Source organism: Laspinema sp. D2d (assembly GCF_025370755.1).
GTDB lineage: Bacteria > Cyanobacteriota > Cyanobacteriia > Cyanobacteriales > Laspinemataceae > Laspinema.
In genome coordinates, this window is sequence record NZ_JAMXFC010000013.1 from 32,679 (window position 1) to 58,636 (window position 25,958).

18 protein-coding genes are annotated in these 25,958 nt (G+C 48.4%); 11 read left to right on the top strand and 7 right to left on the bottom strand.

Annotation, left to right across the window (positions count from 1 at the left end):
- Window positions 1-16: 16 nt before the first annotated feature.
- The 3 genes from NG796_RS11030 to NG796_RS11040 all read left to right on the top strand — a co-directional run bounded on the left by NG796_RS11030 (window position 17) and on the right by NG796_RS11040 (window position 2,400).
- Entirely contained in the window at window positions 17-337 is a 321-nt protein-coding gene (locus NG796_RS11030; RefSeq protein WP_261206666.1) for a YkvA family protein, read from the top strand.
- Window positions 338-659: 322 nt separating this feature from the next.
- Window positions 660-1,709 carry a UDP-3-O-(3-hydroxymyristoyl)glucosamine N-acyltransferase gene (gene lpxD, locus NG796_RS11035; RefSeq protein ID WP_261206795.1) on the top strand — a complete coding sequence of 350 codons (1,050 nt, stop codon included), beginning with the start codon at window positions 660-662 and terminating at the stop codon, window positions 1,707-1,709.
- Between the two features lie 265 nt (window positions 1,710-1,974).
- Window positions 1,975-2,400, top strand: a complete 426-nt coding sequence (locus NG796_RS11040) for an AbrB family transcriptional regulator (protein WP_261206667.1) — start codon at window positions 1,975-1,977, stop codon at window positions 2,398-2,400.
- Window positions 2,401-2,554: 154 nt separating this feature from the next.
- Here the strand turns inward: NG796_RS11040 and NG796_RS11045 are convergent, their stop codons facing one another.
- On the bottom strand, window positions 2,555-4,234 hold the full coding sequence (locus NG796_RS11045) for an MlaD family protein (RefSeq protein WP_261206669.1): 1,680 nt from the start codon (window positions 4,232-4,234) through the stop codon (window positions 2,555-2,557).
- A 141-nt stretch (window positions 4,235-4,375) separates the two neighbouring features.
- Window positions 4,376-5,158, bottom strand: coding sequence for an ABC transporter ATP-binding protein (locus NG796_RS11050; protein WP_261206671.1), 783 nt, complete (start codon window positions 5,156-5,158; stop codon window positions 4,376-4,378).
- 409 nt (window positions 5,159-5,567) lie between these two features.
- On the opposite strand from NG796_RS11050, the gene NG796_RS11055 reads away from it, so the two are divergent.
- Both NG796_RS11055 and tsaE read left to right on the top strand, forming a co-directional pair.
- On the top strand, window positions 5,568-6,965 hold the full coding sequence (locus tag NG796_RS11055) for a gluconeogenesis factor YvcK family protein (protein ID WP_261206673.1): 1,398 nt from the start codon (window positions 5,568-5,570) through the stop codon (window positions 6,963-6,965).
- Between the two features lie 282 nt (window positions 6,966-7,247).
- Window positions 7,248-7,724, top strand: coding sequence for a tRNA (adenosine(37)-N6)-threonylcarbamoyltransferase complex ATPase subunit type 1 TsaE (tsaE, locus tag NG796_RS11060; RefSeq protein WP_261206675.1), 477 nt, complete (start codon window positions 7,248-7,250; stop codon window positions 7,722-7,724).
- 49 nt (window positions 7,725-7,773) lie between these two features.
- Here tsaE and NG796_RS11065 read toward each other — a convergent pair whose 3' ends face one another.
- Window positions 7,774-9,111, bottom strand: coding sequence for a dihydroorotase (locus NG796_RS11065; protein WP_261206676.1), 1,338 nt, complete (start codon window positions 9,109-9,111; stop codon window positions 7,774-7,776).
- A gap of 538 nt (window positions 9,112-9,649) precedes the next feature.
- Between NG796_RS11065 and lepB the strand changes: the two genes are divergently transcribed.
- The 3 genes from lepB (at window position 9,650) to NG796_RS11080 (ending at window position 15,506) form a co-directional block, all read left to right on the top strand.
- On the top strand, window positions 9,650-10,279 hold the full coding sequence (gene lepB / locus NG796_RS11070; protein ID WP_261206677.1) for a signal peptidase I: 630 nt from the start codon (window positions 9,650-9,652) through the stop codon (window positions 10,277-10,279).
- 439 nt (window positions 10,280-10,718) lie between these two features.
- Complete coding sequence (locus tag NG796_RS11075; protein WP_261206678.1) at window positions 10,719-12,128, top strand: sensor histidine kinase; 1,410 nt, start codon at window positions 10,719-10,721, stop codon at window positions 12,126-12,128.
- A 669-nt stretch (window positions 12,129-12,797) separates the two neighbouring features.
- The gene (locus NG796_RS11080) at window positions 12,798-15,506 is read left to right on the top strand and encodes a diguanylate cyclase domain-containing protein (protein WP_261206679.1); all 2,709 of its coding nucleotides are present in this window, start codon (window positions 12,798-12,800) and stop codon (window positions 15,504-15,506) included.
- Window positions 15,507-15,670: 164 nt separating this feature from the next.
- On the opposite strand, the gene NG796_RS11085 is transcribed toward NG796_RS11080, so the two are convergent.
- The 3 genes from NG796_RS11085 to NG796_RS11095 all read right to left on the bottom strand — a co-directional run bounded on the left by NG796_RS11085 (window position 15,671) and on the right by NG796_RS11095 (window position 19,398).
- Window positions 15,671-16,048: a hypothetical protein gene (locus NG796_RS11085; RefSeq protein ID WP_261206680.1), complete on the bottom strand. Its 378-nt coding sequence runs from the start codon at window positions 16,046-16,048 to the stop codon at window positions 15,671-15,673.
- Between the two features lie 242 nt (window positions 16,049-16,290).
- Window positions 16,291-17,976 (bottom strand): ABC1 kinase family protein, encoded by a 1,686-nt coding sequence (locus tag NG796_RS11090; protein WP_261206797.1) that lies wholly within the window; start codon window positions 17,974-17,976, stop codon window positions 16,291-16,293.
- Window positions 17,977-18,273: 297 nt separating this feature from the next.
- Window positions 18,274-19,398, bottom strand: coding sequence for a DegT/DnrJ/EryC1/StrS family aminotransferase (locus tag NG796_RS11095; RefSeq protein WP_261206681.1), 1,125 nt, complete (start codon window positions 19,396-19,398; stop codon window positions 18,274-18,276).
- Between the two features lie 261 nt (window positions 19,399-19,659).
- Here NG796_RS11095 and NG796_RS11100 point away from each other — a divergent pair, with 261 nt between their 5' ends.
- The 3 genes from NG796_RS11100 to NG796_RS11110 all read left to right on the top strand — a co-directional run bounded on the left by NG796_RS11100 (window position 19,660) and on the right by NG796_RS11110 (window position 22,785).
- Window positions 19,660-20,439, top strand: coding sequence for an ABC transporter permease (locus NG796_RS11100; protein ID WP_261206682.1), 780 nt, complete (start codon window positions 19,660-19,662; stop codon window positions 20,437-20,439).
- 546 nt (window positions 20,440-20,985) lie between these two features.
- Window positions 20,986-21,720, top strand: a complete 735-nt coding sequence (locus tag NG796_RS11105) for a ZIP family metal transporter (protein WP_261206683.1) — start codon at window positions 20,986-20,988, stop codon at window positions 21,718-21,720.
- 81 nt (window positions 21,721-21,801) lie between these two features.
- Complete coding sequence (locus tag NG796_RS11110) at window positions 21,802-22,785, top strand: TIGR03885 family FMN-dependent LLM class oxidoreductase (RefSeq protein WP_261206684.1); 984 nt, start codon at window positions 21,802-21,804, stop codon at window positions 22,783-22,785.
- Window positions 22,786-22,890: 105 nt separating this feature from the next.
- Here NG796_RS11110 and NG796_RS11115 read toward each other — a convergent pair whose 3' ends face one another.
- Window positions 22,891-25,755, bottom strand: a complete 2,865-nt coding sequence (locus NG796_RS11115; protein ID WP_261206687.1) for an SBBP repeat-containing protein — start codon at window positions 25,753-25,755, stop codon at window positions 22,891-22,893.
- Between the last annotated feature and the right edge of the window lie 203 nt (window positions 25,756-25,958).

Sequence of the window (25,958 nt, forward strand, 5' to 3'; positions counted from 1 at the left end):
AACTGGAGGACAAACTATGAATAACTCTATTCAATCAATTTACAACTGGTATCGCAATACCCTTCGCAACCCCAAATATCGCTGGTGGATTATTTTGGGAACCGTGGCTTATTTCTTCAGCCCAATTGATGTTGCTCCCGATTTCATCCCCGTGATTGGGCAACTTGACGATATCGCCCTAGCCACCTTGTTAGTGGCTGAGTTATCTCAAATTGCAATGGATTATTTCAAAGCCAGAAAAGGTGAAGTCGGAGAATCCGCCAATCCTGTCAATACCGCCTCAACAGTGGGGGGTTCTACGGTAGTAGATGTAGAAGCCAGTTCCGTCAATCAATAATTCATTTCTTGAATAAATAGCACCCCTCAAGCCTGCTGCATAAGTAGGCTTTGTTTTTTGATAGAGGTAGGGATTGCCCAAAGATTAAAAACTGCAACAAGTTTTATGGTATTTTTAGCGGTTGAATCCTTGGGGAGTGGATACTTTAGTGCCACCAATAACCGAGAGAAAAGACTCGACTTCTTGGAGAATTCTAAGGGTGTCAACACCCTAACAATACTCTGGTAGCCTGCCTTCCCAGGCTTCATCCTGTGAGCCTCCACCCTTGAGGGTGCGGGTTTTGATGACCCGGGCCAACCTTCGATAACCGCCGATCGCTATGATGAAATTTAGTGAAATTGTCCAAAAACTTGCCATTCATCTGCCGGAGAGTCCCGCCGTTTCTCAGGGGGATGACCCGGAAATTACTGGAGTAGCAGCAGTAGACGAGGCAACTCCCGGGACCCTGAGTTATATCGAAGGCGGTAAATTTGCCGATCGCATCGCGGTGACTGCTGCTACGGCGTTAATTTTGCCGATGAATCCTCAGTTCCAGCAACAGGCGAACGATCGCGGGATTGCTTGGATTGCAACCCGGGAACCGCGATTATTATTTGCTCATGCGATCGCCTTGTTTTATCAACCCTTTCGACTCCCCGCAGGCATCCATCCCACCGCCTCGATTCATCCTGATGCCACCTTGGGAGAAAATGTAGCGATCGGGGCCTTTGTCTCCATCGCCAATGGGGTCAAAATTGCCAACAATGTTTGTATTCATCCCAACGTCACCCTCTATCCCCATGCCGAAATCGGGGAAGGGACCGTTTTGCATAGCCATTGCACCATTCATGAACGCACCCGCATCGGCAAAGACTGTACCATTCACGCCGGGGCCGTGATTGGGTCTGAAGGGTTTGGATTTGTGTCCTCTCGCGCCGGTTGGGTGAAAATGGAGCAATCGGGCTATACCGTCCTAGAGGACCGCGTAGAGGTCGGTTGTAACAGCAATATAGACCGTCCCGCAGTTGGGGAAACTCGGATTGGGGAGAATACCAAAATTGATAATTTAGTACAGATTGGTCATGGCTGCAAAATTGGCAAAAATTGTGCGATCGCCGCCCAAGTGGGATTAGCCGGTGGGGCCAAGTTAGGGAACAACGTGATTTTAGGCGGTCAAGTAGGGGTTAACAATCAGGTGAAAGTCGGAGATGGAGTGATCGCCTCTGCTAAAACCGGCATTACCAGTGATGTTTCTCCCGGGGCGATCGTCTCTGGTTTTCCAGCCGTTCCTAACAAACACTGGCTGAAAACTGTCGCCCTCTCCAACCGTCTTCCCGAAATTTATCAATCCCTCAAGCAACTCCAGCGCTTGTTAGGTTCCAAGTCAAATTAGTATTCCGATTCCGCACAGACCTAGGCAAATTTGTCAAGGGGGAGTGGGTTTTTGGGAAAGGGGAGAGAGTCGGATCCAAGGACTTCAGGGATGTTCACCCCGGTCGATTCCCGTGAACCGGGGTTGAAAATTGAGCCGTCTAATTTTTTTATAAAAAATTATGGTTAAAAATCACAGGTTTGAGGATATATTTTTAACTAGGCCAAATTGAATGATGCGGCTGAATTTTCAGTTTTTAGATCGGGAAGGATAATCATTGAAAGCAATGAGTGAAATTGCTACAACCCCCCTTAAAGGAAAGGCGCTGCTTCAAAAAGTAAAAGAACTCTCGCACTTACCCCGCCGAGAAACCGCCAAGCGCTGTGGATACTACAGTAAGTCAAAAAATGAAGAGTTTCGGGTAAACCTCACGGACTTTTATGATGCCGTGCTGGAAGCTCGCGGGATTCCCCTGAGTCCAGAGGGCTCAAAAGATGGTCGCGGTCGAGAGGCAACTTATCGAGTCAGCGTCCACAAAAACGGGCAAATTGTGATTGGTTCAACTTATACCCAGTCAATGGGATTAAAGCCCGGTGATGAGTTTGAAATTAAGCTGGGTTACAAGCACATCCACCTGATTCAGGTCGATAGTAGTAAAAATGACTTCCTCAACGAAGACGATGAGGAGATCGACGAAGACGATGAGGATTAGAGAACTGTAAAACAACCCATTGTTTTAGTCGAGTTTTCTAAATATTCCCTCAAAATTTAGACCAGTCCCCCTCCTTCCCGGCTCAATTTAGCCTCAAGGTGGGGGACTGGTTTCTTTATGGTTAACCCGTTTTCCCCGGGATGGGTCCGGGGAATCAACGGTTACCTGCCGTGGGTTTATCCGGATTAGGGCCTGGAGATGCAGAGGGGGGGCTTTGTTTCTCGTCAGAAGCTGGGGGGAGGAGTTGGGACTGTAAGGAAGGGTCGCTGACGGTATGAGAAAGGGGCGCTAAAGCCATCGCAAACCGCGCGTGTTCTTCCAGTTGTTCTGTAGAAGAGAGCAGATCCCCCAGAATTAGCAAAATATTCCGAATACTTTCAAATAAAGCGGGGTCGCCGGTTAACTCTTCCAAATCCGAGGTGATTTTTTGGACATTTTGGAAGGTGGCGCGGGCTGAATCTAAAGTTTGTTGTAATGACAGCAGATTGCTCGGGGAGATGGCGGTATCGGTAAGTTGGGCGAGATTGGCCGAGGCAGCGGAGGCATTGGCGGCGAGTTCATTGGCGGTAACCGAGAGGGTATCTAGGTTCGCTAAGAGTTGAGAATCCTCAAATTGCGTGAGTTGTTGTTCAACCCGGGCGACGAGGGGGGTAATCTGTTGCGCGCTGATTCGCAGTTGTTCGCTGGTGGTGTTGATGTTGTTGAGGGTGGTGACGAGGGTACCGCGATTGGTGGCAACGAGTTCATTGACACTGCCAATCAGGGTGCGGAGGTCCGCAGCGGTGAGGTTGAGTTCTCCAGCGGTGCCGCCGAGTCCCTCGACGGTGCCACCGACGCGATCGAGGGTGAGACTGATGCGATCGGCACTGGCCCCAAAGGTTCCGGCAACGCCTCTATATTCCTCAGCGGCGGCCCCAATTTGATTGACCGTCCGTTGGAGGTCCCCGGCGATCGCCCCATAGCGATTGGAGATAGCGGTAATTTGATTGGTGGCGGTGCGGATATCCCCGGCGATCGCCCCATATTGATTGGCAGTCGCCCCAATTTGATTGGTGGCGGTGCGGATATCCCCGGCGATCGCCCCATATTGATTCACCGTCCTCCCCAGTTGAGTCGAAATTGCCCCCACCTGATTCGCCGTATTCCCAATTTGTCCCGCAGCGGTATTCAGGGCCGAAGCTGATTGGAGGGCGGCAGTGGAGAAAATCCCTAACTCTCGTTCTACCGATTGGCTCAAGATATTCATTTGGCGGCTGAGTTGGGTAATTTCACCCGTGGCAACCGTGGAGTTTTTCACCAAAGCATTCAGATTGGCAAAAAATGCAGGATCGGAAAATAAATTCGTAAACCGCATTGAACCGCGAATCAGTTCGTCAAAATTCACCCCAATCTGTCCCTCAAGACGCTCCCGATTGCACAAAATTAACTCGGTATTGCAATCCGAGGCGAGGGGAGTTGTGGTTTTAATAATTTGAGGCGGTAAAGCCTGGAGGGGGTTGATATCCACCCAGGTTTCCCCAATTAACCCCCCCTGATTGGCCTCAATCAACACGGCATTAGGAATCACCAGGGTTGCGGGAGATACGATCAGCTCCACATCCACTCCATTGGTTCCAGGGATAATATTGGCAATCCGGCCCACGCTGACACCCCGGTAACGTACTGGACCCCCCACTTGCATTCCCGCCACGTTAGGGAATGACACAACCAGGGTATAGCTTTCGCGGCCTAATCCGACCCCGCGCAGCCATAAGATAATGCCCCCAAATAATCCTAGACCGGCTAAAAGTAATAAACCAATCGATCCTTCTCTCAGCTTTCGTGACGAACGCATGGGTTCTCCTTCTGCGATAGTTGCTCTTTTGACGTTGTTGTGATGATTTTGACTCCCACCTGTACAGTCCTACCCAGACTCTGATGATGCCATACCACCGCAGCACTGCTACCTCCATGCTGCCTTGCGATCGCCTGATGCTCAACCCGCTAGTTGAATCGGTCCGGTAATGCTCCCACTGAAAAATTGTCGGACTAAGGGGTTCTCGGTGGTGTCAATCTCCTCAATTCCACCTTGCCACTGCACTTTCCCATCAAATAAAAACACAATGCGGTCAGAGGTGCGGCGAATGGTGCTATCTTGGTGCGTCACCATGACATAGGTACTACAGCCGCCTCGGGCCGCCTGTAACTCTCGGATTAAATCTTCAATCACCGTAGAGGCGATCGGATCTAAACCTGCCGTCGGTTCATCATAGAGCAACACTTCTGGACTGGCGGTGGGGTCGTCTGGATTCGCCATAATCGCCCGGGCAAAACTCACCCGCTTTCGCATCCCTCCAGACAGTTCGGCGGGGTATTTATTGCCGATTCCTGGCAACCCTACCATTTCGAGCTTCTCGGTGACCAGTTGGCGAATTTGCTTGCGAGATAATTTGGAGTGTTCGTAGAGGAAAAATCCGACATTTTCATCGACGTTTAAGGAATCAAAGAGGGCCGCATTTTGAAAGACCATGCCAATGCCAATGGGATCGGCCAAATCGTCCATCCAGCGATCGCGGCGCATTCCCTGTACATAAACTTCCCCGGCATCAGGCTCCAGCAGTCCCGCAATAATCCGCAAAATTGTCGATTTGCCAGTCCCAGAGGGTCCAATGATTGAAAGGGCCTCGTTGTGGTAAATGTTTAAATCCACATCTTTTAAAATCACGTTCCGCCCAAAGGACTTAGACACTCCCTTCAATTCAATCAATGGCTCACTCATCGGCTCAACTACGGTAACGCTCTACGGACTAATCACTAAAGGTTAAGTATAGTAGTCCAGCCACGGGGCTGGTGGGAAGTTCATCGTCGCTACTCTCCCCAGGGATGGAACGCTCTAGCTTCCTGTCAGACTGGAAAATTATTGAGCGACATCGCCTCACCCTGATCGATTCTAATCCGGACCCGCACCCTCAACCGGGGCGCTTCTGGCCGGGGTCTCTCGCCATTGGGGAACAATCCCGATATCCTGGTAAGCATATTCTCCTATTTAACCGATGGAGATGATCTCTAATCCGTGACAGGCAATTGTCCCATTGAGTTCGGAACAGACCTTTTGCAATTAGAATCAAAACCAAAAAGGTCTAAATTTCGGCTCTATCCTTTTTTAATCCCCTCTCCTAAAATTAATCATGTCAATTGGTTTACTCAAACAAGCTTTCCATGCCCTCAAACCGGAGCCCCTGTTCCGGCGAGGGATGCGATTTAACCATTGGTTTAAATGGTTAGCCCCTGGATTATTCGTCAAACGCTGGCTGCTCTTAAGTGCGGTTGGGGTCTTATTAACCCTTCTCGGTCTGGCAATATGGGTTAAACTGACCCCGATTTTTTTCGCGATTCAGTTGATTGAAAAAACACTGACCCAACTGGCAACGGTGATTCCTAGCTATATTAGCGGTCCCTTTGTCCTCCTGTTTGGGATTTTCTTTATTCTCTGGGGCCAAACCCGCACTGTGGGCTCAATTACGGAAGTATTAAGACCCGGTGCGGAGGACGAGTTGATTGATGTGCTGCTGCATCACCGGAAGTTAAATCGAGGCGCGAAAATTGTAGTAGTTGGAGGTGGCACGGGTCTTTCTACCCTACTCCGGGGACTCAAGACTTACAGTGCTAACATTACCGCGATTGTGACCGTAGCCGATGATGGCGGGTCTTCGGGACGGCTACGCCGGGAAAATGGGGTGTTGCCACCGGGAGATATTCGTAACTGTTTAGCGGCCCTCGCTGATGAAGAAAAGTTATTAACGGAACTATTTCAATACCGATTTAAGGCGGGAAATGGTCTGACGGGACACAGTTTTGGGAATCTCTTTCTGACGGCGATGAGTGATATTAGTGGGGATTTGGAACGGGCGATCGCCACCAGTTCTAAAGTTCTGGCAGTCCGGGGTCAAGTCCTCCCCTCAACCCTCTGTGATGTTAATCTCTGGGCGGAGTTGGCCGATGGTCGGCGCATTGAGGGAGAATCGAGTATTACGGAAGCGAATGGCAGAATTGTCAAAATTGGTTGCACTCCCGCTAATCCACCCCCGCTGCCTAAAGCTATTCAGGCGATTCGTGAAGCTGATTTTATTATTTTAGGCCCGGGAAGTCTCTATACCAGCGTAATTCCTAATCTATTAGTCCCCGAAATTGCCGAAGAAATTGCCAAGCGCAACGTTCCTAAAATCTATGTCTGTAATATCATGACCCAACCGGGAGAAACCGATGGTTATACCGTTGCAGATCATATTAAAGCGATTGATCGAGCTTGTGGATTAAAGCTGTTTAGTTCTGTATTGGTTCAACAGCAAATGCCTTCGGCTCAATCCTTAATTCGCTATTCCCAAGATAACTCCCATCCGGTCTATGTCGATCGCCCCACCATTACTGAACTTGGCCGTAGTGTGGTGTTTGCCAATGTCATGCAGGAAGACCGGGAAACGGGTTATGTCCGTCACGATCACCAACTCTTGGCTCAGGTATTGATCCGCTGGTACGCTCACGTTCATATTAAAAGCAGTGCCAGAATTCTCTCTGCCGCCCGCTAGGCGCGATCGCCATCTCAATTCCTCGCTACTCTTTCACGGTTTCTGTCTCCTCACACGCCTTTCATTGACACCGTTCCTCTGGTCCAGACTAATAAATTTCTAACCGTTTCCCAGGACACTGAACTGGACTAAATCACGCTACTATTTAACCGCTAAACTATTCCATATTTAACGGCTCAATAGGGAGTCCAATTAATCGTCTTTTTATCGGCCATTCTGTTATAATTTTTAGGACTTTATTCACGGATTCCCCAGTTCCGGTCTACGCTTATTCTTTCATCCATGAGTCAATCCATCGTTAAGTTAGTGTTGCCCGATGCAGATGCGACGAAATCTCTGGGCTTTACCCTCGGACAATGCTGCCCTCCCGGGACCACAATTTTACTCGAAGGAGACTTAGGCGCGGGTAAAACCACCCTGGTTCAAGGGATTGGGTCCGGTTTGGCGATCGCTGAATCCATTGTCAGTCCCACCTTTACTTTAATTGTGGAATATCTGGAAGGGCGCATCCCTCTCTATCATTTGGATCTCTACCGCTTGGACCCCACCGAAGTCTCAGGACTGAATCTGGACAGTTACTGGGAAGGGACTGAGACGGAACCGGGTCTGGTGGCGATCGAATGGGCGGAACGCTTACCCTACAAGCCTCGCGATTATTTGCGCCTGGTCCTGACTCATCAGGAAGAGGGTCGTCAGGCTGAATTAATCCCCGTTGGGGACTTTAATTTGGATGCCCTAATGCCCTTGGCGATCGAGTAGTCGCGACCCCGGGCGGGGTTTTAAACCCCCGCCAGCTTTCTAGGAGAGATTAACCGCCAAAGGATAAGGCTTTGCCGCGAATGTCAGTGTTAAGTTTTCCGTGATCATAGACCACTTGACCGCCGACAATCGTTACCACGGGCCAGCCGGTGAGGTTCCAGCCCTCGAAGGGGCTCCAGCCACATTTGCTGACGACTTCTTCCCGTAATACGGGACGGTAGGTGCTTAAATCCACCAGGACTAAATCCGCATCATAACCCGGGGCGATCGCCCCTTTGTTGGGAATTCCATAGCCTTTGGCAACGGCAGTGGACATCCAGTGGGCGACTTGGGGAACCGTACAGCGGCCCTGCATGGCTTGAGTCAACATCAGAGGCAGGGAGGTTTCCACTCCGGGCATTCCCGAGGGGGTATTGGGATAGCCTTGGGCTTTTTCTTCCAGGGTATGAGGGGCATGGTCCGTGGCAATAAAATCAATCACGCCATCGAGGAGGGCTTGCCAGAGAATTTCATTATCCTGGGGCGATCGCAAGGGGGGATTCATCTGCGCCAGGGTGCCGATAGTATCGTAGGCACTGGTATTCAGCAGCAGATGTTGGGGGGTGACTTCAGCGGTAACCCAACTGGGTTTATCTTCCCGCAACAGCAGGGCTTCATCTCCAGTGGAAAGATGCAAAATATGGAGGCGGCGTTGGTATTTTTTAGAAAGGCTTAAAGCGCGCTTGGTGGCGATTAAGGCGGCTTGAGTATCCTGAATTTCCGAATGAACCGCTGGATCAGTGCGATCGCTAAACTGTTGACGGCGTTCCTCAATACGGGCGCGGTCCTCAGCATGGACGGCTATCAGGCGATCGCCTTGACTAAAAATTGCCTCCAATGCCTCCTGATCATCCACCAACAACGGGCCCTTCATCGACCCCATAAAAATTTTAATCCCGCATGAGGGATGGGCTTCCACCAAATCCGGTAAATGTTCTGGCGTTGCCCCAATAAAAAAGCCATAATTAACTAAGGACGATCGCGCCGCCCGGGCCAATTTATCATCCAGAGTCGCCTGAGTGGTGGTTAGGGGTCGCGTGTTGGGCATCTCCAAGAAGGACGTTACCCCTCCCCTCGCACAAGCGCAACTGGCTGTAAACAGGTCTTCCTTATATTCCAGTCCCGGTTCGCGGAAATGAACCTGGGGATCGATAACCCCAGGCAACAAAGTCAGCCCCACTGCGTCAATCACCTCCAGATTTTCGTCAGGGTTGGTATCAACACCCACCACCGGAATATCGGGTTCAATCTGGCGGATTTTTCCCCCTTGGATGAGGACATCACCCTGGAAAAATTCCCCATCGGGCTGTAAAATCCGGGCTTGTCGGATTAATAAATAGTCTGTCATGGTCAAGTTCCTTGTGTTATGTTTAACCCGGGTTCGGTCAAGTCAAGGATATCCCGTTCAGGGGTGTTATGGGGGGAGTCTGTTTGCCCTTCTAGTTGCCAAAATTAGACCGACATTTTACACTAGATTAAGAAGTGGACCTTGATACAATAGACGATCGATGTTGGGGCGTGATTCACCCGCTTCCCGGATCGAGGGGCGAGATCTTCGTACTCCCAGCTTAACTAGGATTTTCAGGTGAATGTTTTCACCCTGACTTGGAAAGGGGTGAGGGACGAAGACCGAGGGGAAAAGCGTAGACGGTTTAATCCGAGTGAGGTCAACATTACCCTATGAAGATCCGGCGTCAATCTCTCCATAATCCCACTCATTGGGTTGTTAAAAATACACAGAAGGTTCAAGCTATAATTGATGATTAAAGGTTCAAGGAAGTGGGTGGGATTTTCAGCCCCCTCTACTTCTCCCGGGAGATACAATTTCCCATGCTTCCTAATATTGTGTTAAAAACCAGCAGCACTCTTAGGTCAACAGTTCAAACATGACTCGTGCAAAAGAAACCGTGTCTGATATAAATTCTCAGCAACCTTCCTCTAAAAGCGTCCCACTCAATCTGGAAAATTCTTGGGTTGAAGCACTTAAAACGATTGGTTTGAGTGCGATTTTAGCGATCGGGATTCGTCACTTTGTGGCCGAAGCACGCTATATCCCGTCGGGTTCGATGCTACCCACCCTGGAAATTAACGATCGCCTGATTGTCGATAAGTTGAGCTATCGCTTCACCAATCCAGACCGAGGCGATATTGTCGTATTTTATCCCACCAAAACCCTACAAGAACAAAATTTTAAAGATGCTTTTATCAAGCGGGTGATCGGGCTGCCTGGGGAAACGGTAGAGGTCAGAGGGGAACGAGTTTACATTAATAATATTCCCATCAAGGAACGCTATATTGAAGAAGGACCCAACTACCAATATGGGCCGGAAACTGTTCCTGATGATCAATATTTAGTTCTCGGGGATAATCGCAATAATAGTTACGATAGTCATTACTGGGGTTTCGTCCCTCGGGATAAAATTATCGGTCGTGCGGTGATTCGATTTTGGCCCCCTAACCGCATGGGAGAATTGAATCCACAGCCGGTCTATATCCAGGAAGCTCAAGAGGAGTAGTGATCTAACAGAGTTCGAGTGTTTCTATTTTCTGGGGGAAACACTCGCCTGAAAACAAGTGGGCGAACTGCGGCAGTGTTGTGAAAGACTGGGTATTTTTCTGGTTTTACCCGATGTCATATCCCGGGGTATAACCATGATGAGAACTTCTTAAACTTGACCCTCTCCTGGGCTTCAGGGGGTCATCTTCGGGGTTGCACCCAGATACAACCCTCACCCTAAATCCCTCTTCCATTTGGGAGAGGGACTTTGATTTTTTTGCCCAACAGAATACAGAATGGAAAGAAGGACGATCTCAATCGGGCGATCGCAACCTTTTAGTTTATGATGAGTGCACTCAGGTCTAACGGCGATCGCCCCAAGGGTGGACAACCCATCTACCACCCCATTTTAACTCTACTGTTTAGGCGTCGGTGTTGACCGGCGATATCCTTTGCTCGTGCCAAATCAACCCCCTTCTGAACTCTCAAAGCCTGTATTTTTTGAAGGAAGTTATCGAGATCTACGCGTCGAATCAACCCTGGGAGAATTACCCCTGTTTGATTTTCAGGTGGATGTCACCCGCCGCTGCTGTGATGTCGTTCGCACTTTTGAAAAATATCCCCTTCTGACTGGGGTGATTTTGCGAGATGCGGGAGAATTTGTCGGGATGATGTCTCGACAGCGACTGCTAGAATATTTAATTCGTCCGCGCGCAAGTGAGTTGTTTTTAAATGCTCCTTTGCAAATGCTTTATAGCTACGCTCGGACTCAAATTATGCTCCTAAGTTCCGAGACAACGATTGTCCAAGCGGCACGACAGGCATTACGGCGATCGCCTGAATTATTAGGCGAGCCCCTCGTTGTCCAAACCAGTTCCGATAACTATTTATTACTCAATATTCATGAGTTGAACCTCGCCTATTGGCAAATTCGCGGCATTGAAACTCAATTGCGATTTGAGCAAATTCAAGCGCAACTGGTACAAACGGATAAAATGGCGAGTTTGGGACGGTTGGTGGATGGGGTGGCTCATGAAATTCTCGATCCGGTGGGATTTATTTGGGGAAATTTAACCTACGTTGCCAGCTATTCTGAGGAGTTAATGGAGTTGGTGGCAGTTTATGAAAAATATTTACCGGAGTCGGTGCCAGAAATTGAGGATTTTCAAGAAGAGATTGAATATGAGTTTTTAAAAGAAGATTTACCTCGGGCGATCGCCAGTCTCAAAAATGGAGCAGACCGCTTAAAACAATTAGCTACTAGCTTGCAAAACTTTTGTCATATTGATGAAGTTTATCCCAAACCTGCGGATATTCATGCCTGCATTGATAGTGTTTTATTGCTGCTCAAAAGCCGGATGAGTGGCGAAATTGAAATTACTAAAAATTACGGACATCTCCCGCCTATATCTTGTTACGCCTCTCAACTGAATCAAGTATTTATTAATATCCTCAGCAAAACCATTGAGGGATTAATGCACGAAGCGGTGCATCAAAAATTTTCTTTAGAGTTCAGCGAAGCGGGCTTTCGAGCCAAACCTCAACCGGCTCCAACTCGGTCGAAAATTGTCATATCCACAGAATTGATATCTCGACCCGCTTTAACGCCGAGCCAGCCGGATTCCCGCTGGGTTTCGATTAAAATTTCGGACAATGGCCTAGGGATTCCTCAAGCTAAAATCAATGAAATTTTAGCCTCGTTTGGAATGTCTAAATTAGCGGAAAAAGAAACAAGCTTTGCGGTGAGTTATTGGATTGTCACCGCCAGACATGGGGGAGAACTTTATCTGCGATCGCGCACCTTGAATGCAGAGGATTTACCCCCAGATATTGGCACTGAGTTTGAAATTCTCTTGCCGGGAGTTTAACTCGGATGAAGTCATCAAAAAATTCCCTCCGACGGGATTGCCGAACTGGAATGTTTCAGTGCCTTGGGGAGAGTAGGATTGACTCATCTTCTAGCTCTCCTCACGGTTGCTTGCCGGATAACTCTTCCCCATTACAGGCAGAACCGCCAAAGGGCTTAGTCCAGGGAAACCCTCAAGGGAAGATAAACGGGGCTTTTCAGGCCATTTTGGCTCAGAAAGCATTCACTTTGGGCCAAAAACCGAGTTTTTTGTCCCGGGTCTCTCTAAACGATACCGATGCTCTCGGTCGTGGATTCAGGGAAGATGAAACGGCCAAAGGGATAGTTTTGGAGACTCCCTTGGGCTGCGTCCGAGGCTACGGGAGACTCCCGCCCGGTTGTCCAACGCGGTGCAAGGGCTGAAGCACAATTAAATTTTGTGACAGAATAGCCCTTATAATTTATCGTAGATACGCCAGTATCTTAAAGGGTTGGTTATTTTGTTTTTATAGTTTTTTCAATCATTAATCTGGGCAGGAATCCCTTAAAAAGGCAGCACCTCTAAGGAAAAACCGCAGGAAATCTAGTCTGCTGCTTTTCCCCGATCGCCCGATAGAAAAGGTCAAAATAAAAGCAGCGGATCCAACAGTAAGTTTATAACGTAGAAAATTTCAGGGGAGGCACTGGCATCATGAATGGTAAACCCCAATTAGTTCAACAGGAATCTTGGACGGAACCCAGTTCTGAGTCCAATCAGGGGCCCGAACTGGATACTCCTCAACCGAGTCGATCGCCCCAGGCGGCTGAAAGGGACGGAATAGACCGACTCTTGGGCGATCGCCCCCTGTCCCAGTGGCTCAAACCTTTAGTTCAGAGCATTTCAGAAAGTGTCATCCTCAAAGATGACCAGGGATGTTGGCTGCTGGCAAACGAAGCCGCATTGAGGCTATTCCAATTAATGGGGGTCGAGTATGCGGGTAAAACCAACCTCCAGTTAAGTCAAGACTACCCCCTCGCTCAAGAAATCTTGAGGGCTGATGCAGAATTAGATCAAACCGCTTGGGAACTGTCCAACACCATTTATCACCCGGTGGAATTTCCCACGGTTTCCGGGGAACTGCGGTCCGTGGAAATCAAAAAAACCCCCCTATTCAACAGCGATGGCAGTAGGCAAGGGACCATTACGGTGGTTTGGGACCCTGACTTCAGCGATCGCCTCCAAATTGAGGAGTCATCCCGAGGGAACCTGGGCAAAAATAAGGACCCAATGGAAACCATTCCCGATTTGATGCTGTATTTAAAAGCCGATGGCACGATTTTGGACTGCAAAAATGTGCCGGACCAGACGACAGCCATCCCCCCCAATTTTGAAATCGGGCTTTCTATCTATGAAATTTGGCCCCTATCCATCGCCACGGAAGCGATGAAATATATACTTCAAGCCTTGGAAACTGGGGAAGTTCAAACCTGGGAATATGAGTTAACCGTTCATGGCAACTGCTACAGCCGGGAAGCCCGAATTATGGCTTGTGCGGAAGACCGGGTTGTCGCAATTTTGCGGGATATCACGGAACGCAAACAGGCGGAAGCCGCCCTAGAGTATGTGGCCCAAGCAGTGGAAAGTGCCAGTGATGCGATCGCCATCAGCGATGCCAATGGCAATCATATCTATCACAATTTGGCCTTTTCTACCCTGTTTGAGTATGGCACGGTTGAAGAGTTGAAGGCCGCCGGGGGTCCCTCTATTCTTTATACTGACCCCGAAATTGCCCAGGAAATCTTTGAGGCGATCGCCCCGGGTCAATCCTGGATCGGTTCGGTGGAACAGCGCACCCGCAGCGGTAAAATTGTTCAGGTGTTCCTCCGCGCCGATGCAATTAAAGACCCCACAGGTAAAATCATCGGACGGATTGGGATTAGTACCAATTTGACGGCTCAAAAACAGGTGGAAGCGGCCCTGCAACAATCCAAACAAAAACTCTCTCTGCACCTGGAACAAACGCCCTTAGCCGTGGTGGAATTCAATCTCAACGGAGAGATTGTGGAATGGAATCCAGCGGCAGAAGCAATTTTTGGCTATAGCAAAGGGGAAATCCTCGGACGGGGGATGACGTTGCTATTCCCCGCAACGGAAGAAGTGGAGGCGGGTCAACGATGGCAGGAGTTGTTGCATCAAAAGGGAGGCGCTTGCTCAATTTGTGAAAATGTCAGGAAAGATGGACAGCGGACTATTTGTGAGTGGTACACCACTCCTTTGATTGACCGGGATGGGGAGACGATCGCCGTAGCCTCTCTGGCCCAGGATATCACGGAACGGGTCCGGGCGGAGGAAGCCATGCGTCACCAGTCCGACCGGGAACGACTGGTCAGGGGGACTTTGACCCGAATTCGCCAATCCTTGAATTTAGAAGAGATTTTGAATACAGCGGTTTCGGAAGTGAGACAATTTCTGGATTGCGATCGCGTGGTAATCTATCAGATTTGGCCCAACCAGTCGGGGAGTGTGGTGACAGAATCTGTGATTCCGCCTTGGCCCTCAATGCTGGGACAAAGTTTTGGAGAAGAAATTTTCCCCCCCAGTTGTTATGAGCGCTATTGTAATGGAACGGTTAAGGCGATCGATGATCTCAAGGCGGCGAATTCCCCGGAGTGTTTGATCGAGTTTTTGCAATCGTTTGGGGTGAATGGGAAAATGATTGCCCCGTTGTTACATGAGAACCGCCTCTGGGGGTTGTTGGTGGCGCATCAATGTAATGGGATTCACCACTGGCAACCGTTTGAGATTAGCGCATTTGAGCAGTTGTCCGCGCAACTGGCGATCGCCATTCAACAATCGACCCTATTTAAACAGTTGGAAGCGGCGAATGAAGAACTACAACGCATTGCTTCTTTGGATGGCTTGACTCATGTCGCCAACCGTCGGGCCTTTGATGAATTTCTCCATCGGGAATGGCGGCGCACCATTCGGGAACATTCGATGATGTCTTTGATATTATGTGATATTGATTTCTTTAAATTATACAATGATACTTACGGGCATCAAGCCGGGGATACTTGTTTGAAACAAGTCGCCCAGGCGATCGCGGATTCCGTCAAGCGTCCTGCTGATTTAGTCGCCCGCTATGGTGGAGAGGAATTCGCCATCATTCTGCCCCATACCAATGCCGACGGCGCGATGCAAGTAGCGCAGATTATCCGAAATCAGGTCAAAGCCTTACGGATTCATCATGCTAAATCCCCCGTGGGTTATGTGTCGATTAGTCTGGGAGTTTCGGTAACTTTACCTCGGCCTCAAGACTCCGTGGAGAAATTAATTTTGAGTGCAGACCGCGCACTATACAAGGCGAAATCCCTGGGACGCGATCGCGCAGTGTTGGAAAAATATTCCCCCTCCCTCTAACTCAATTAATCAGAAAGAAACATTTAGCCCTAGGGCGAGAACACCCGTCTAATCTACCCCATTTCTCCCCTCAAAACCCCCTCAAAAGAAAAGGAAAAAGCAGGTTGCTTTTTCCCATTCACTCCGGTTATAACCGGAATATCGGCTGATAATTGAGCGGCACTTTATTCCCAAGAATCAAGGTCAAGGGCTTTGGAACCACCGCGTTGGAGTTGCATCAAGAGATTACCCAACTGAGACCAAACCAGCCAAGCGGTTAAAATGGTTAAGGGGAAGGAAAACACGTAGGAAATAAACACCGTAAATCCGAAAACCTGTAACCCGGATGCCAGAAAGACACAAATCGCCCCAGCCATTCCCAAAAAAGGCAGTTGTAATTCCATACCTCTGGCTTGAGAGAGACTGCGGGTTGAGCGATTCCGAGACCAGGCTTGCACCAATTGGGTGAGGGTGGCATAGAAGGCCGTTCCCGAGGCGATCGCCGCGATAAACGCAGCGGCTAACAGGAAATAAGGTGGCTCTGGATAGGGAAAGTTAGGCACGAATCTCTCCTACAAGACTGTCAACTCAGAAGGGTCAACTATCAACGGTAAAGGGGAAAGGCTCAACTGTAAAGAGGAAACCACACCGGGTCAATCAAAAATGCCCATTCTTCCAGGTAACTGGGGACCCTAGAGAAAAGAAACCGGGTTGCTTGAGAAAATCTGGAACAGTTCACAGCAATTTTCCGTGAGAAACCCGGTTTCGGATCAAGGATGATGGCTCAGGAAATCGCTTTTTGAGACTACTTTTCCTCGAAAAAGGGGATTCCCGTAGGCATGGAAGGTAACAATGCCGCTGCATTTTCCCGAGAGAAATCTGCCAAAGCGCCCCAAGCGGCATCGAATATGCGATTGGGATGGATATCTTCCTTGATCAAGTTCCATAGACGGCGCACTTCTTCCGTATGCAGTTTGTCATCTTCTACTAATGCCAGTAAGATTTGACGGCGCAGAAATGCACCTTCTTCCGAGAGGAGATAGCGCAACCCTAACTCTGCCGTAGGGATAATATCAAAATTGGTGTCCGAACGGGCAATCGCAATCAAGTTTTCCAGGCGACTCCATTGGAACTTGCCATCTTTAAATAAGACATCAATCAACCGGCGTCGTAACTGGGGTGATTCTCCTGCCAGTAACCGTTTTGCCACATAAGGATAGGCGACATCGACGATTTTGAAATTAGGATCCATCGTCAAGGCTAACCCTTCTTGAGTCACCAGGGAGCGAATAATCAGCGCAAACTTAGCCGGGACCCGGAAGGGATACTCGTACATCAACTCCGAAAAGCGATCGGTAATCGTCTTAAAGTTGAAATCCCGCACACTTTGGCCGAGGATATCCCCTAATACCGCTTCTAAAGCGGGGACGATCGGCCAGATATCCGTCTCGGGGGTTAAAAATCCCAGTTTGACAAATTGTTCGGCTAATTCTACATAGTCTTTATTGATCAGATGAACGATCGCCTCCACCAGGTTTTCCTTGGTGGTTTCGTCTAGCTGATCCATCATGCCAAAATCAATGTAGGCCATGCGACCATCTGCCAGACCAAATAAATTCCCGGGGTGCGGGTCCGCATGGAAAAACCCAAACTCCAAAAGCTGCTGTAACCCCGTGGTGACCCCCACTTCGATTAAGGCATTGGTGTCGATTCCCGCCCCTTGCATGGTGGGAATATCATTGAGCTTATACCCCTCAATCCACTCCAGGGTGAGGACCGTATTGCTGCTATATCGCCAGAAAATACTGGGGACTTTGACCATTGGATTTCCGCTGAAGTTGGTCGCAAATTTTTCGGCATTGCGTCCTTCGTTGAGATAATCCACTTCTTCAAAGAGTTTGGTCCCGAATTCATCGACAATTAAACCTAGGTCATGACCTAAATTCAAGGGCAGCCAAGGTCCGATCGCCTTTGCACCCCAACGCATTAAAAATAGGTCCAGGGTCAGAACGGGTTTCAAATTCGGACGCTGTACTTTGACCGCGACTTTTTCGCCACTGTGCAAATAGGCTTGATACACTTGGCCTAAGCTGGCTGCGGCAACAGGTTCGGGGGTAATTTTAGCAAACAGTTCTTCAACGGTTTTGTCGAGTTCTCGCTCAATGATGCGGTAGGCGATCGCACTATCAAAGGAAGGGAGTTGATCTTGTAGCTTGATCAGTTCATCGAGGAAGTCCTTGCGGATCAAATCCGGACGGGTGGAAAGGGCTTGACCAACTTTGATGAAGGTGGGTCCTAGATTGGTTAAGATGTTTTGGAGCTGGTTAGCTCTTTTTGGGCGCTGTTGTTCCGCTTGGTTTGTCCACTCATCCCACTTCAAGCCCAAAATAAAACTAGACAAATACCAAATAACGGTAATGGCTCTCCAGATCACTTTCCAGGGACGGGAGCGATAATAACTGGCGATCGCCTGCGGATCATACCGCCGCATCTGGGCTATGGTTTTAGAACTCACGCCTTTCCTTGCCTCTAATACTTGGGTTGGATCTGAAGTGACCACCAGCCTTGTGGTCTGGCTTATTCAGATTATTTACTTATTTCTTAATATCTTAACCCATCTTTACAATTCTTTAACCCTTTTTGACCGATAGAATTCACTCTATTGACCGCACGGGTGGTATTGATGGATACAGGGAAAGAAGACGCCGGAGTTCGGGACTCGGAGTGAATAGAGGAAACCTGTTTTCCCTTTTGTAGCAAAGCCTTCAGACGGTCTTCCCCCTGGAATTTACAGAAACGACTTCAAAGCATAAACGACCTCTTGCTGCTGTTCCTCCGATAATTCAGGGAACATGGGTAGAGAGAGTACCTCCCCAGACGCCTGTTCGGCGATCGCCAAGTCACCGACGGCATAGCCCAACTCTTGGTAAATCGGCTGTAAATGGAGCGCCAGCGGATAGTAAACCGTAGCAGCAATTCCCGACTCATTTAACTGCTGCTGAAGCCGATCGCGCCGTTGATTATTATTTTCTTGACTTTTTACCCGAATCGTGTATTGATTCCAAACCCCTTGACCCCCGGGTAATTCCTGGGGAGGGACAATTCCTGCTAGAGGTGCGAGGAGGCGGTGATAATTTTGGGCGATCGCCCGTCGGCGATCGTTCCAAAAATCCAGATGGCGTAACTTAATCTGAAGAATTGCCGCTTGCAGCGCATCCAGACGGCTATTAATCCCGACCGATTCATGATAATAACGCCCACTGGCCCCATGCTCTTTTAAAATCCGCATTTGAGCGGCGAGCGCCGGGTCATTCGTCGTGACTGCGCCGCCATCGCCAAAGGCCCCTAAATTCTTCGTCGGAAAAAAGCTAAAACAGCCCACATGACCCATACTTCCCACCCGCTGTCCCGCCCAAGTGGCCCCCGTGGATTGGGCACAGTCTTCGATAACGGCAAGATTGTATTGATTCGCGATCGCCATTAACCGGGTCATTTCCACCGGCTGTCCATAGAGATGCACCAGCAGAATCCCCCGAGTTTTTTCCGTAATCGCCGCCTCTAGGCGTTCTACATCCAAATTAAACGTCTCGGGGACAATATCGACAAAAACCGGCGTTGCACCCACCCGGGAAATCGTTTCACTCGTGGCAAAAAACGTAAAGGGGGTGGTAATCACTTCATCCCCAGGGCCAATCTCCAGCGCCCTCAGTGCCAGATATAAGGCATCAGTGCCCGAATTGCAGGTTACACAGTGATCGGTTCCAATATAAGCAGCAAACTGCTGCTCGAATTCTGCCACAACCGGACCGCCAATATACCGTCCCGAGGCCAACAGTGCTAAAACTGAGGCTTCCACGTCTTGGGCGATCGTGTGGTACTGCAAAGAGAGATCCAGGGGGGGGATATGATTCACGCCTCTACACCATCATTTTTTAGATACAATCAGATTTTGCCAGGGGGACCAACGCAGAACAGGACAAAGGTTACCGTCTAGGAGTGGCCCCATCCCCATTCAACCCATTGATGGGCGATCGCGCCCAGGCAGCTACGCTACATCGAGATCATCGGAAGGGTGGATTCAAAAAACTTCTCAGGCATTTTATAGTTAATCGGCAGTGGCGCACAAGTCATCTTTCCTTAAGCATTAGAAAAACTATCACCAATCAGAACCCTTATGGAGCGCATTGAACTAGATTTTATCGATTTGGGATTGGCCCTGGGATTGATGGGGTTGGCGATCGCTCTATCCGCATGGCAACGCTTGGGATTAGAGGGTCAATTGGCGTTAGCGAGTGCCCGGACGATGATCCAGTTGCTAATGGTGGGATTTTTCTTAGAAGTGGTGTTTACTTGGAAAAATCCCCTAGCGGTGTTAGCAGTCCTGATGGTCATGCTCACCATTGCCGCAATTGTTGCCCGCAATCGGATTAGTCAAAAGGTGCCTCGGTTGTTACCTTGGGTCTGGGGTTCAATCGCAATTAGTAGTGCCATTACCTTGGTTTACGTTAACTTGTTGGTCCTGCGACAGCCACAAGCTTGGACCAATCCCCAATATATTATTCCTCTAACCGGGATTGTGTTAGGAAATGCCATGAACAGTGGGGCGATCGCCGGGGAGAGATTTGTCAGTACCCTGAATGCTTCCCCAGTGGAAATTGAAACCCATTTAGCTTTAGGGGCGACTCCAGAACAGGCGATCGTCACCTACCGTAAAGATGCCATTCGCGCCGGACTCATTCCCACGATTAATACCATGATGGTGGTCGGACTCGTCACCCTCCCCGGAATTATTACAGGCCAATTACTCAGTGGGGTCAATCCCCTGAATGCCGCCGCCTATCAAATTTTAATTATGTTTATGCTGGCGTTTGCTTCTCTTTTGAGTACCCTATTAATTACCAAAGGAATTGCCCGAGAGTTTTTCAATTCAGCGGCACAACTTCAAAAATTTTGAACCCGTGCCCCTATTTGTAGGGAATAGTCCAGTTTGGGACTTTTTATGACCACAGGAACAGAAGGCAGGGCATATAACGGTTCCCAGACTCAGAGGTTATCAGGAGTGCAAGCAAGGTGATTGCACTGTCCAGAGTTGAACTTGAGTTGGGGCGTACCCCCAGAAGTTCAAGGGCGATCGCATGGCAATTTTCCAGATACTTCTTCACCCGTTCAGGTCCTAATCTCTTCCTCAAGGAGGAACAAATTAGGCGTTTTTTTACCTAGAATTTTCTTAAGTAAACCTTAAAACTCTGCTACTACTGTTCTAAAAAAAATCTATTTATTGCAAGCCGCTAAAAGTTAAACCCTTTTTAATTTTAAGCTGAAAATGCTTGTAAATTGCTGGACAAATTGTTACTAACGAGTTTTTAAAATTTCTAAAATCAACTGTAATTTGAAATTAAATTCACCGAGGAGTTCCAGGGATAAAAATAAGCAGATAAACAATTAAAAGTTAAAAGCCCTGAGTATTTTATAAATTCACCAAATTTACATCCTATTTATTATGAACCCTTACTTAAGCACCCTAGCTCTATCCGCGATGCCAGCGATCGGCAGCTATATAGGCGGACTCCTCTCCGAATTTATTCCTCCTTCTAAAGGGAATTTAAGTTTAACCCTTCATGCGGCAGCAGGAATTATCCTCTCCGTAGTGGGAGTGGAAATTATGCCTCAAATGTTGGCAGCCGACCCCCCTTGGCTAATTTTCCTCGCCTTTTTTGTAGGAGGTGGCTTCTTTATTCTGATGAGAAGAGGGATTAAATTTTTACAAAACCGCTCTAAAAAATCGGAAAAGCAATCCTCAGCCTGGGTACTTTCCTTAGCCGTAGGCATCGATTTATTTAGCGATGGTTTAATGGTGGGGACGAGTTCAACCATTGCCTTTAGTCTAGCCCTGATGGTTGCAGTAGGTCATATCCTAGCCAATATCCCCACAGGTATAGCAGTCGTTTCCAGTTTTAAACATAGTAAAACATCCGCCCTATTTCGGCAACTGTTATGCGCATCCTTTATCTTTCCGCCGGTGATTGGGGCAACTCTAGGATACTGGATCGTCATCGGTCAACCGGAAGTCATTAAATTTATGCTCTTGGCATTCACCGCTGGGATTTTGACCACCTTAGTGGTTGAAAATATGGTGCCGGAAGCCAGTGAACATGAAAAAGAAAACGATCAAGAAACACTCTGTTTTGTGGGAGGATTTGCCTTTGTAGCACTCCTGTCTACCTATTTAGGCTAGGTTTCAACATGGAAGTAAATGCTGTATTGATAAACAGATTAAACCCTCTAAATTCATGTTGTTGATTGATGAAATAACCCTATGACTGAATTTGCTTATCACGCTTCTCATGAACAATTTAAACCCAGCGTCCTGCTTAAGTATATCCAGATGGCGGAACAGGCTGGATTTACTGCTGGGTCTTCGTCTTATCACTTCAAACCCTGGAGCGATCGCCAGGGAGAGAGAGGGTTTTCCTGGGCCTGGTTAGGGGCGGCTATGCAGGCCACTTCCCTACCCTGTAGCGTCGTTTGCGCCCCAGGTCCACGCTATCACCCGACGATTATCGCCCAAGCGGTAGCCACCCTGGCGGAAATGTTTCCCAAGCGCTTTTCCGTGGCATTAGGCAGCGGAGAGGCGATTAATGAGCGGATTACAGGCGATCGCTGGCCGAGTAAAGCCGAACGAAACGCCCGCCTCAAAGAAAGCGTAGATATCATTCGGGCCTTATTTGCCGGAGAAACCGTTAACCACTCCGGGTTATTCACTGTCGAACAGGCTAAACTTTATACCCGTCCCGATGATTTCCCGCCCATTTTTGGGGCAGCGATTACGTTAGAAACAGCAGAATGGGTAGGGTCCTGGGCCGATGGACTGTTGACCACCTCTCGTCCGCCAGAAGAACTTCAAAAAGTCGTCGAAGCCTTTCATCGAGGAGGGGGAAAAGGGAAACCCATGCACCTCAAGGTGCAACTGTCTTACGCTCAAACATTGGAACAGGCAAGGGAGGGTGCTTATGAACAGTGGTACACGAATATCTTTAAAAGTTCAGTTCTAGCGGAACTGTCCACCCCAGAAGAGTTTGAGGCTGCCGCACAGTTCGTCAAACCCGAGGACCTGGACGATCATGTGAGAATTTCTGCGGATTTAGAACAGCATATCCAGTGGTTGCGTGATGATATGGACCTGGGATTTAACCGACTGATTCTGCATAACGTCAACCGACAACAGGAGGAGTTTATCCAAGCCTTTGGCGATCGCGTCTTACCGGCTTTATCAGGCGATCGGGTTGCCAGCTTTGTATAAAAAATTCCGGCTTTAAAACCATCCCAAGACAAGAGTAGAGAGGTAAAATTTTACCTCTCTACTGGGGATTTATTGGACTACTGAAAATAGAAATTCGGTATCAATTTACCCCACTCCTGCTCGTCCTTCCGTAGATCCAAGCCGCAAAAAGTGATCATATCCACTAGGGAAATTACCGCCTGCTACGGCTGCGGCGACATCAGGATAAGTGGCCCGATAAAACTGTTCATTAAACAGAGGACTCGGTTGCCGTCCCTCCCTTTCCCCGGCGAAGGCAAAATGCTCAAAGCCACTGGCAATATTTCCGGCGGCGATCGCTGCGGCAACATCGGGATAAATTGTCCGATAGAAGCCTTCATCAAAGAAACGGTTCGGATTGCGTCCCTCTTGTTGTCCAAACTGAATGTAATGGTTAAACCCGAGATTAATCAGATTTTCGGCAACAGCCGCTGCAATATCTGGGTAAGTATTCAGATAGAACCCTTCGTGGAATAATTGAGTCCGGCGATCGCGTCCCTCAAAGAATCCAAAATTTAAAAAATGTTCAAATCCACTCCGAAATCCTCCGGCGGCCACTGCTGCCGCTACACCCGGATTTTGGGATAAATAACGCCCTTCATTATAAAAAGGACTAGGTTGCCGTCTTTCAAGTTGCCCGAAGGAGAAGAAGTGATCAAATCCATTAATGAAGACACCCGAAGTTACTGCCTCAGCGACATCAGGATTATTGGACAGGTAAAAGCTTTCATCAAATAAGATATTCCCCAAGGGAGTGCCTATCAAGATCGATCCGCCACTGGAGGTTGAGAAGGCATCGATTAAATTGATAAAAGGTAATTCTATCCTGGGGCCAGGTTGGGGCGTAATTTTAGCAAGAAAGGCATTGAAATTCCCCCCAAACTGATTCAAACTATTGGGTAAATCCGGTGAATAAGTATTTCCAGCTAGATAAACTGTTCCTGCATTATCAACTTCAATGCCAGTACCCGTATCCTGAGCACTCCCACCTAGATAAGTGGAATATTCCACAGTACCATCGGCAGTAAATTTCGTAACAAAGGCATCTCCTTCGCCGCTATAAGCTTGAAAGCCATTAGCAGCCGGGAAATTGGCAGAATTAGTTGTTCCAGTTACATAAGCATTACCGCTATTATCAACGGCAATTCCAGTGCCGTTATCATTACTGGTTCCTCCGAGTAATCTGGAATAAATCAGCCGACTGCCATCGTTCGCCAGTTTAGTGACAAAGGCGCTTTGTGAGTCACCGAGATTCGCTTCAAAGGGATTGATGGGGGGAGGAGACAGGAAGGTGCGGGGACTCCCGTTTTCGTCGGGGGAAAGCAGAATAGTTGATGGGTCAGAGAAGGTGCGATCGCCGATCGCCGGTACAGAGGGTAGAGGCACGAAAACCGGCAGCAACGGTGCATTTACCGTTCCGGTGATATACACATTTTGGTTAGTATCTACGGCGATACTTTCTCCCAGTTCACTTCCCGTTCCCCCGATATAGGTGGAGTAAACTAAATTTCCATCGGAAGCAAGTTTGGTGATAAAGGCATCTTGCACCCCGCCAAAGCTACTTTGAACGGCATTTTGGATGGGGAAGTTATTAGAATAAGTCGCGCCGGTTATATAAGCATTGCCGTTGCCATCGGTGGCAATTCCTAAACCTCCGTCATCATTATTACCCCCGAGATAAGTCGAGTACACTAACTGACCCTCAGGAGAAAGTTTCACCGCAAAGGCATCTCCCAGGCTCAAGGAAAAATTGTTCTGAGCCCCGCCATAAGCGGGTTGAATGGCATTGAGGAGGGGAAAATCTGATGAAGTCGTTTCGCCGGTGATAAAAACATTGCCATTATTATCGGCAGCAATACTGCGAGCAGCATCGTAACTACTGCCCCCAAACAAGGTGGAATAAACTAAACTTCCGGTGCTAGAAAGTTTAGCGATAAAGGCTTGGTGGGATAGGGTTGAATTCCCTTGAATTGCATTCAGAATGGGAAAATCATTAGAAAGAGTTAAGCCAGTTACATAGGCATTTCCTGCATTATCGGTAGCAATTCCCTCCCCCTGATTAAACCCATTACCCCCCAAAAATGTGGTATAGAGTAATGTGCCATTATTAGACAGTTTGGAAATAAAAGCTTTTCCAGGAACTGCCGGGTTGCCTGTCGTGGGAAAGTCCGGTGAACTAACCGCTCCGATTAGATAAATATTTCCCGCGTCATCTACAGAAATATCCTGGGCTGAGTCAAATTGGCTACCCCCGAGATAGGTTGTATATTCTAAAGTGGGGTCGATCGCCAGAGGGACAGACGGATCATACTCGCCAATGGTAAAGCCAACTTGTGCATTGTCTAAGAGTTGATAAGCCCCGCTGACGGTGACCCGTTCTCCGTTGATATCCTGGTAGAGATAGGGGGCAGATTCGACTAATTCACCGAAGGGAGTCTCGATTACCAATGCACCATCTTCTCGGATATTCAGGCGATCGCTCCCTTCATAGTTCATCCGAATTTGTCCGGGATCTACACCCGGATTCACGATAAACTCACTCTTGAGTTCTCCCTCATTCCCCCCATAAATTAAATCAATTCCATCATAGAGATTTTGGTAGGCAATGCCTTGATAGGTAGGGATATTTTCATGCCATTGGGACGGATCATCTCCGGTGATAAAGTTAGCTACTCCCGGCAATGGTGCGACTGCCTCAATGGTCGGGTCTGGGTTAGCATCGGCAAATGAAACCTTGACTTGATGAGAGATGGTTTCATCATTGATGATTTGGGATTTGCTTAAGACAATTTCATCCGGGGTAAAGAAAATATCATGTTGTGCGCCTTGGACAAGAAACTGCACCTCGGGGTCAAGTTGTCCAACATTGGCAATAAAACTTAAAGGAAGATTGTCAAAATCAACAGGAATCGAATCTGTTGCGGGGCTAAAAGAAACCGTGTTTTCAGCCATTCCCTGGGGATTTTGAAGGGAAGCAAGCTGATGATCAGAGGGAACCAGGGTACTTGGAATAGTTGGAGTCAGATCCCAAACTGACTCGGGTACAAGATTATCCATTTGCTTAGAATAGAACTGAATTCAATAGACAAGGAGATAGACTCCTTTATTTGTCTATTAAATTCAAGGAAAGACTCAATTAAATCTATCTTGGGGTA